We start from the raw sequence: 7,635 nt of genomic DNA on the forward strand, positions 1-7,635 counted from the left end.
TAACTAAAGATACTTAAATATCTATTTAATAACAATATTGGCTTAGTTATAAAATTATAACAAAGTTATTTTCTCACTAAGACTTAAGACCAACTATTTTGCGATTTTATGACTTATGCCCTTTTAATGACATAAAAATGATCAAAAATAATCAAATCTTTTTTAAAAATTAAAACTTTAAACTCATAATAAATTAGTAAATAACTAGGTTATTTACCCAAATTCCTCTACCTCATAAACTTAACTTAACATTTTGATAAACAAAACAAGATTCAAAGAACCCCTCACTCTAAACTTTACTGCTTAATTTTTTTCTACAGCAAAGTAAATTCCTCCCTTTACCTTTATATTCTTTTCACAAAAACCAAATTAATTTCTAATTATCAAAGATTTACTTTTATAAAAATTATTTCTATTGTTATCAATCCTTTTAAAATAACCTGCTTGTTAACTTTAAATTACAAAACAACTTCATTTTTTCACAAAAATCAAACCCCTTAGTTTTATACTTATGACTATAATTCAAACAATTAAATAAAAGCTACTTAATTTCCCTATAAAACTAAGTAGAGTAAAAACACAAAACTAATGGTATAATCATGATAGTTTTTTGTACTTATACTTTTTCATAGCTTATCAGTCTATTCTGTAAGTTTATTTAACAGGTATAACGCAAAAAACTCAGGCTAGGCATAGTTTAATTATAAGATCTTAAACTTTGCTTATTCACCCTAAAACTTCTTATTGTTGTAGACAATAACTCTAAAATAATCGAGGACGACTTATGTCATCTGGCAACGGAAGTGAATTAACGTTTAACGCCTACCTAGATCACCACCTAGAGTTCTTAACTGTAGGTAAAGGATTTTGGGCTGTAAATATTGACTCACTCATAGTTTCATTTGCTCTAGGTCTAATTCTTGCACTTTTCCTTTACATTCAAGCTAGAAATGTAAACATCTATAAACCAACTAAATTTCAAGTTGTTGTAGAAATGTTTATTGACTGGGTTAATGGTACAGCAAAAAGCTTTATTAATGCTGATGTTAAGTTTTTTGCACCTTTAGCAGGAGTAACATTCCTGTGGATTTTTGCAATGAACCTAGTAGATTTAATTCCTGTTGACTGGATTCCAAGATTAGTAGCCCTTATTAGTGGAGATCCAAATATCCACTTTAGACCTTTACCTACAGCCGATGCTAACATTACTTTCGGAATTAACATTGGATTATTCCTAATCATAATTATTGCAGGCTTTAAATCTAAAGGTTTAGGATATTACAAAAACTTCACTAACCACCCATTACCAGGCGTTTTCATGATCCCTGTAAACCTATTCCTAGAGGTTTTAGGATTCTTCGCAGAATTCCTTTCATTATCTCTACGACTTTTCGGTAATATGTTCGCAGGTGAAATTATCTTTATTCTTATCGCTTCAATGTATGGAATAGGGATATTGTTTGGTATTTTCGCTTTACCTTTAAGCTTTGTTTGGGCATTATTACACGTGCTAGTTATTACGTTACAAGCTTATATCTTTATGATGTTATCTATCGTATATATATCTAAAGCTTGGAATAAAAATGACGATCACTAATCTCACACTAATCTAATTTAAACCAGTCGTTAGTTTAATCTATAGCTAACATTACAATTTTAAACATTCATTTTTATACATTAAGGAACATTTAAAATGGATCAAACAGTATTATCTGCTTATAAAGAATTAGCAGCTGCTATTATTTTCACAGGTTCTTCTCTAAGTGCTGCTTTAGGTTTAGGTATCTTAGGTTCTAAATATATTGAGTCTTGTGCTCGTCAACCAGAATTAATCCCTACTTTACGTTCACAATTTTTCTTAGTATTAGGTCTTGTGGATGCTGTACCAATGATCTCTTTAGCTTTCGCTATCTTATACGCTCTTGGCGTTATCTAATAGAAAAGTATCAAAGTCAAATTATTACAACCAAATCCTTATCAAACAATTAAGGAGAAACAATGGATATTAATGCAACCCTCATTGGGCAATCCATCGCATTTCTGGTGTTTGTACTTTTCTGTTATAAATTTATCTGGCCTCCTATTTCTAATGCAATTGAAAAGCGTCAAAAAGAAATAGAAGATTCAATCAACTCTGCTTCAAAATTACGTGAGGAAATTACCTCAGAAAAAAATCAAGCAGATTTAGAAATTAGCCGTGCTAAGGTAAAAGCTAAAGAAATCTTAAGTGAAGCAGAAAAACAAGCAACACAAATTGTAGAACAAGCTCATGAGCAAGCGGCGATTAAAGCTGAACAATTAATTGAACAGACTCACAAAAATCTAGCTCTTGAAAAATCACGAGTACAGCAAGAACTTCGTGCTGAAGTTGGTGCTATAGCTGTAGCTATTGCTGAAAAAATTGTACAACGCGAGCTTAATGCTAAAGACAATCAAGATATTATTGATAACGCTCTAAGTAAGTTATAAAAAGTATTAATCTTCAAACTATTTATAAACCTCTAGAGAGAACTTTATGGAAAACGTTACAACAATATCTCGACCTTATGCAACAGCAGTATTTGAGTACGCTTTAGAAGCTTCAGATAAAGAAACTTCTTTAAGATTTTGGAATGATGTTCTTTTTGCAATGAAAGAAATCATCGAAAGTGAAATCGGAAAACAATTACTTGCTGAACATTCAGACTATCAATTAGAGATAAAGTCATTTGTTGAGGCTGTACTACCAGAAGAGCTAAAAAATGAACATGTTAGTAACTTTTTAGCAGTTCTAGTTGAACACTCACGTTTTGCATATATTCCAGGCATCTATGAGTTTTTTGTTGAATTAAGAGAAAACTACGATCTTCCTACCCCTGTAACTATAGTTACGGCAAGAGAATTGACTGAAGAACAATTACAAAATATTGGTCAATCAGTAGCTCTAAAAGTAGGTAGAGCTGTTAAATTAGATGTAAAAGTAGATACTTCTATTCTTTCTGGAATTATTATCAAAACAGAAGACTTCTCGATTGACTGCTCAGGTCGCAAAACTTTAGAAAATTTAAGTGCACAATTAACTAAATAGTTCAAGTTGCTTAGTTCTACTGGACAAAGTAAATTGTGTGTTAACTAATTTCTTATTACAAATATCAAGGAAATTTTGTAAATAAGTAGTTAAGGATAATTTATATGTCATCTCTTTCTGCTGTAGAAATCAGTGAAATTATTAAGAGCAAAATTGCTCAATTTAAAACACAAAATGATTTACAAAATTCTGGTACTGTAATTTCTGTAAGCGATGGTATTTTACGTATTAATGGTTTAAAAAACGTAATGCAAGGGGAACTTATTGCATTACCTAATGAGCGTTATGCTTTAGCATTAAACCTTGAACGTGATTCTGTTGGTGCAGTAGTACTAGGAGATTATGCTGACTTAAAAGAAGGCATTGAAGTACAAAGTACAGGTCGTTTATTATCTGTACCTGTAGGTAATGCTCTTTTAGGTCGTGTTGTTAATGCTATTGGTCAACCTATCGATGGTAAAGGCGAAATCGCTGCTGACGGCTTTAATCCAATTGAAGTTATTGCTCCAGGGGTAATTGACCGTAAATCAGTAGATACGCCTTTACAAACAGGTTATTTAGCAGTTGACTCTATGATCCCAATTGGTCGTGGTCAACGTGAATTAATCATCGGTGACCGTCAAACTGGTAAAACAGCACTTGCAATTGACACAATCATTAGCCAAAAAGATTCTGGCGTAAAATGTATCTACGTAGCAATTGGTCAGAAAAACTCAACAATTGCTAACGTTGTGGCAAAATTAGAAGAACACGGAGCTCTTCAAAATACTATTATCGTTGCGGCTTCAGCTTCTGAATCAGCTGCTTTACAATATCTTGCACCTTATTCAGGATGTACTATGGGTGAGTATTTCCGTGACCGTGGTGAAGATGCCCTAATTGTTTACGATGATTTATCTAAACAAGCTGTAGCTTACCGTCAAATTTCATTACTATTAAAACGTCCACCAGGTCGTGAAGCTTTCCCTGGTGACATCTTCTACTTACACTCAAGACTTCTTGAAAGAGCAGCTCGTGTAAGCGAAAAATACGTAGAAGAATTTACCAATGGTGCAGTAAAAGGTAAATCAGGTTCTTTAACCGCTTTACCAATTATTGAAACCCAAGCTGGTGACGTTTCAGCGTTCGTTCCTACAAACGTAATTTCAATTACAGACGGACAAATCTTCTTAGAGACAGGTCTATTCCACTCAGGTATTCGTCCAGCGGTAAACCCAGGTATCTCTGTTTCTCGAGTAGGGGGAGCAGCACAAACAAAAGCAATTAAAAAACTTTCAGGTGGTATCCGTACCTCTCTAGCTCAATATCGTGAACTTGCAGCTTTCGCACAGTTCGCTTCAGATTTAGATGAAGCAACTCGTACGCAACTAGAACACGGTCGTAAAGTAACTGAGTTATTAAAACAAAAACAATATAAACCTAAATCAGTTGCAGATCAAACTGTGATCCTTTATGCGATTGAAAAGAACTTTATCAAGGATGTTGAAGTAGAAAACTTACTTGAATATTCTGATGAGTTAGTTCGTTATTGTAATTCTAGTGCCCCTGAGTTTATGTCAAAATTAAATAAAACAGGTGCATGGGATGAAGCTACAATTTCTGAAGTAGATCGTTTAGTTAAAGAATTCCAAGCGAAAACTCCATTAGTTAACCACTAATTATTTAGTAGCTTATCTTTATCTTAAACTATATACAAGGAATTGGTTATGGCTAATACAAAAGAAATACGAGGAAAAATTGCTAGTATTGAATCTACGCAAAAAATCACCTCTGCAATGGAAATGGTTGCTACTTCAAAAATGCGTCATGCTCAAGAAGCTATGGCAAGTAGTAAACCATATACCTCAGCACTAAAACGTGTTATTAGTCACATTGCTAAAGCAAAACCTAATGCAAATAACCCATTTATTAAAGAACGCCCTGTAAAAAGAGCTCTTTTTGTTGTAATCTCAACTGATAGAGGTCTATGTGGTGGACTTAATATCAACTTATTCAAGAAAACTCTAACAAGTTTAGAAGAGTATAATCGTCAAAATATTAAAGTTGATATTGCTGTAATCGGTTCAAAAGCATTAGCTTTCTTCCAAAATATTCATTGCACCATTTCCTACTCAATCGTAGCTCTTGGTGATAGACCTAGTGCAGAAACTACTTTAGGTTTTGCTCAAGGTATTGTCGAAGATTACTTAGAAGGTAAATACGATGTTATTGAATTATTTAGCAATAAATATATCAATACCATGACTCAGCAACCTAGAAGAGAACAGTATTTACCTCTACCAACCCTACCTGAAGATGTAGATCATTTATCTTCTGATTCAAACTGGGATTATATCTACGATAATAATGATGCTGATGAATTACTACAAGATCTAATTGAACGTTATGCTCATAACATTTTACATACACGTGTATTAGAAACTTTAGCATGTGAACAAGCTGCTCGTATGATTGCGATGAAAGCAGCAACGGATAATGCTTCTAAACTTATTGATGAGCTTACACTTGTTTATAACAAAGCTCGTCAAACAAGTATTACAAACGAACTTAACGAAATTGTTGCTGGTGCAGCAGCAGTTTAACAATAATGAGGTTTACCAATGTCTTTAGGTAAGATTGTTGAAATTGTAGGTGCTGTTATCGACGTGGAGTTCCCACTAGATTCTGTTCCTAAAATTTATGACGCACTTGAAGTTCAAGGTCTAGATCACCGTTTTGTTTTAGAAGTAGAACAACAAATCGGTGGTGGTGTAGTACGTTGTATTGCAATGGGTCTAACTGAAGGTTTACGTCGTGGATTAGAAGTAAAAAACACAGGTGCTCCTATTTCTGTACCAGTAGGTAAAGGTACCCTAGGTCGTATTATGAACGTTCTAGGTGATCCAATCGATGAAGCAGGTCCGATTGATAGTAATGAATTACGTTCTATCCATCAGAAAGCTCCTAGCTATGAAGATCAATCAGCTTCTACGGATCTATTAGAAACAGGAATTAAAGTTATTGACTTAATCTGTCCATTTGCTAAAGGTGGTAAAGTTGGTTTATTCGGTGGTGCTGGTGTAGGTAAAACCGTTAACATGATGGAATTAATTCGTAACATTGCGATTGAACACTCTGGTTACTCTGTATTTACTGGGGTTGGAGAAAGAACTCGTGAAGGGAACGACTTCTATCATGAAATGAAAGAATCAAACGTTCTTGATAAAGTATCATTAGTATATGGTCAAATGAATGAGCCACCAGGTAACCGTTTACGTGTTGCTTTAACAGGATTATCAATCGCTGAAAGATTCCGTGACGAAGGTTCTGACGTACTTCTCTTCATCGATAATATTTATCGTTATACCTTAGCAGGTACTGAAGTATCGGCTCTTTTAGGACGTATGCCATCTGCGGTAGGTTATCAACCAACTCTAGCAGAAGAAATGGGGGTGTTACAAGAGCGTATCACTTCTACTAAAAAAGGTTCTATAACTTCGATTCAAGCTGTTTATGTACCAGCAGATGATATTACCGACCCATCTCCAGCTACAACCTTCACTCACTTAGATGCAACTGTAGTATTATCACGTCAAATCGCATCATTAGGTATTTATCCTGCGGTAGATCCTCTTTCATCTACTTCAAGACAATTAGATCCTAATGTAATTGGTGAAGAACACTATAATGTAGCTACAGCAGTACAACATACTCTACAAAAATACACAGAATTAAAAGATATCATTGCAATTCTAGGTATGGATGAGTTATCTGAAGAAGATAAATTAACTGTTGCCCGTGCTCGTAAAATTGAACGTTATTTATCACAACCTTTCTTCGTTGCTGAAGTATTCACAGGGGCTGCTGGTAAATATGTTCCATTAAAAGAAACTATTCGTGGTTTCAAAGGTATTTTAGAAGGTCAATACGACGACATCCCAGAACAAGCATTCTATATGCAAGGTACAATTGATGAAGTTGTAGAGAAAGCTAAAACTCTTGCTAACTAAGATATCTTTAATTTTTATTAAGCAAGCTAGCAGAGGTAGTTATGTCAGCAAGTACAATTGAACTTGTAATTGTTAGCCAAGATAAAGTGATGTATAAAGGTTTTGTTGATCATGTTAATGTAACTGGTGAAGCTGGTGAATTAGGAATTTATCCACGCCACATCCAATTACTAACAAGATTAAAACCAGGTATAGTTAGTTTTGATGTTAACGGAGAACCACAAGTAATTTATACATCTGGTGGCTTTGTTGAAGTTCAACCTAATACAGTTACCATTCTGGCTGATGTTGCAATCCATGCTAAAGATTTAGATAAAGAGAGAATTCTTAAAGCTAAAGAATTAGCAGAATCTAAATTATCTAATGCTAAAGAAGATGATATGGAACTAGTAGCAGCTAAACTTAAACGTGAAATTGCTAAACTACGTGCATATGAATACATCAATAGCATGCAAAGCAAACGTTAATGTAAATGGGAGGGAAGCCTCCCATTTTCCAATTTTGTCAACTTGTTAAAAGAGAAAAAAATGGTATAATTTTAATACTATTGGGTAGAGAATTTTATTTACTTATGCATAC

Annotated in this window: 8 protein-coding genes; all 8 read left to right on the forward strand. The window is 33.9% G+C overall.

Going from position 1 to position 7,635, the window contains the following annotated elements:
• The first annotated feature begins 784 nt into the window (after window positions 1-784).
• The gene (atpB, locus tag CKF59_RS06375; protein WP_119535113.1) at window positions 785-1,597 is read left to right on the forward strand and encodes a F0F1 ATP synthase subunit A; all 813 of its coding nucleotides are present in this window, start codon (window positions 785-787) and stop codon (window positions 1,595-1,597) included.
• Between the two features lie 96 nt (window positions 1,598-1,693).
• Complete coding sequence (gene atpE, locus CKF59_RS06380; protein WP_119535114.1) at window positions 1,694-1,936, forward strand: F0F1 ATP synthase subunit C; 243 nt, start codon at window positions 1,694-1,696, stop codon at window positions 1,934-1,936.
• Between the two features lie 62 nt (window positions 1,937-1,998).
• Window positions 1,999-2,469, forward strand: coding sequence for a F0F1 ATP synthase subunit B (locus CKF59_RS06385; protein WP_119535115.1), 471 nt, complete (start codon window positions 1,999-2,001; stop codon window positions 2,467-2,469).
• A gap of 46 nt (window positions 2,470-2,515) precedes the next feature.
• Window positions 2,516-3,067 (forward strand): F0F1 ATP synthase subunit delta, encoded by a 552-nt coding sequence (locus CKF59_RS06390; protein WP_119535116.1) that lies wholly within the window; start codon window positions 2,516-2,518, stop codon window positions 3,065-3,067.
• A 104-nt stretch (window positions 3,068-3,171) separates the two neighbouring features.
• Window positions 3,172-4,725 carry a F0F1 ATP synthase subunit alpha gene (gene atpA, locus CKF59_RS06395; protein ID WP_119535117.1) on the forward strand — a complete coding sequence of 518 codons (1,554 nt, stop codon included), beginning with the start codon at window positions 3,172-3,174 and terminating at the stop codon, window positions 4,723-4,725.
• A 48-nt stretch (window positions 4,726-4,773) separates the two neighbouring features.
• On the forward strand, window positions 4,774-5,649 hold the full coding sequence (gene atpG / locus CKF59_RS06400; RefSeq protein WP_119535118.1) for a F0F1 ATP synthase subunit gamma: 876 nt from the start codon (window positions 4,774-4,776) through the stop codon (window positions 5,647-5,649).
• An 18-nt stretch (window positions 5,650-5,667) separates the two neighbouring features.
• Window positions 5,668-7,056 carry a F0F1 ATP synthase subunit beta gene (atpD, locus tag CKF59_RS06405; protein ID WP_119535119.1) on the forward strand — a complete coding sequence of 463 codons (1,389 nt, stop codon included), beginning with the start codon at window positions 5,668-5,670 and terminating at the stop codon, window positions 7,054-7,056.
• A 41-nt stretch (window positions 7,057-7,097) separates the two neighbouring features.
• Complete coding sequence (locus CKF59_RS06410; protein WP_119535120.1) at window positions 7,098-7,523, forward strand: F0F1 ATP synthase subunit epsilon; 426 nt, start codon at window positions 7,098-7,100, stop codon at window positions 7,521-7,523.
• Window positions 7,524-7,635: the final 112 nt, after the last annotated feature.

The organism is Psittacicella gerlachiana, from assembly GCF_003585965.1.
GTDB lineage: Bacteria > Pseudomonadota > Gammaproteobacteria > Enterobacterales > Psittacicellaceae > Psittacicella > Psittacicella gerlachiana.